Origin of the sequence: uncultured Jannaschia sp. (genome assembly GCF_947494055.1) — a bacterium.
In the GTDB taxonomy this organism is placed as follows: Bacteria; Pseudomonadota; Alphaproteobacteria; order Rhodobacterales; family Rhodobacteraceae; genus Jannaschia.
Map to the genome: position 1 here is coordinate 1 of NZ_CANLTR010000188.1, position 448 is coordinate 448.

Annotated in this window: 1 protein-coding gene; it reads left to right on the forward strand. The window is 64.3% G+C overall.

Annotation, left to right across the window (positions count from 1 at the left end; genetic code table 11):
* Nucleotides 1-227: 227 nt before the first annotated feature.
* Nucleotides 228-448: nitroreductase family protein (locus tag Q1A87_RS23790; protein ID WP_299657363.1), on the forward strand; the 221-nt coding region annotated here is incomplete at its 3' end.

Genomic DNA, 448 nt, shown 5'->3' on the forward strand with positions numbered 1-448 from the left:
TCGAGGAGCGCGAGGAAGTCGTGACCGACACCGTGCGCAAGACCGAGGTGGACATCGACAAGAGCGACGTCGACAAAACCTAGGGCGTCCCCGGATCACGCGTAAAGTCGGCGGGCTTACCGACCCGCCGGCTTCCTGCTGCGGCTCCTGGCGCTTCAAGCCCGATAGTCTTGCAGATATCAGTGTCCCGGACTGCTTCCTCTGCCAACACGGTGCAGGAGGTGGACATGAAGATGACACAGGACCATCGGACCGCGCTCGGCGACATCCTGCGCTGGCGCCGTGACGTTCGCCACTTCCGGTCCGATCCGATCGATTCTTCCGTGCTGCAGCGCCTGCGACAGCACATGGATCGCGCGCCATCCGTCGGGAACGCGCGCCCCTGGCGCGTGGTGCAAGTCGAGAGCGCCCTGGCGCGAACCCGGATCATTGAAGTTTTCGAGCGGTG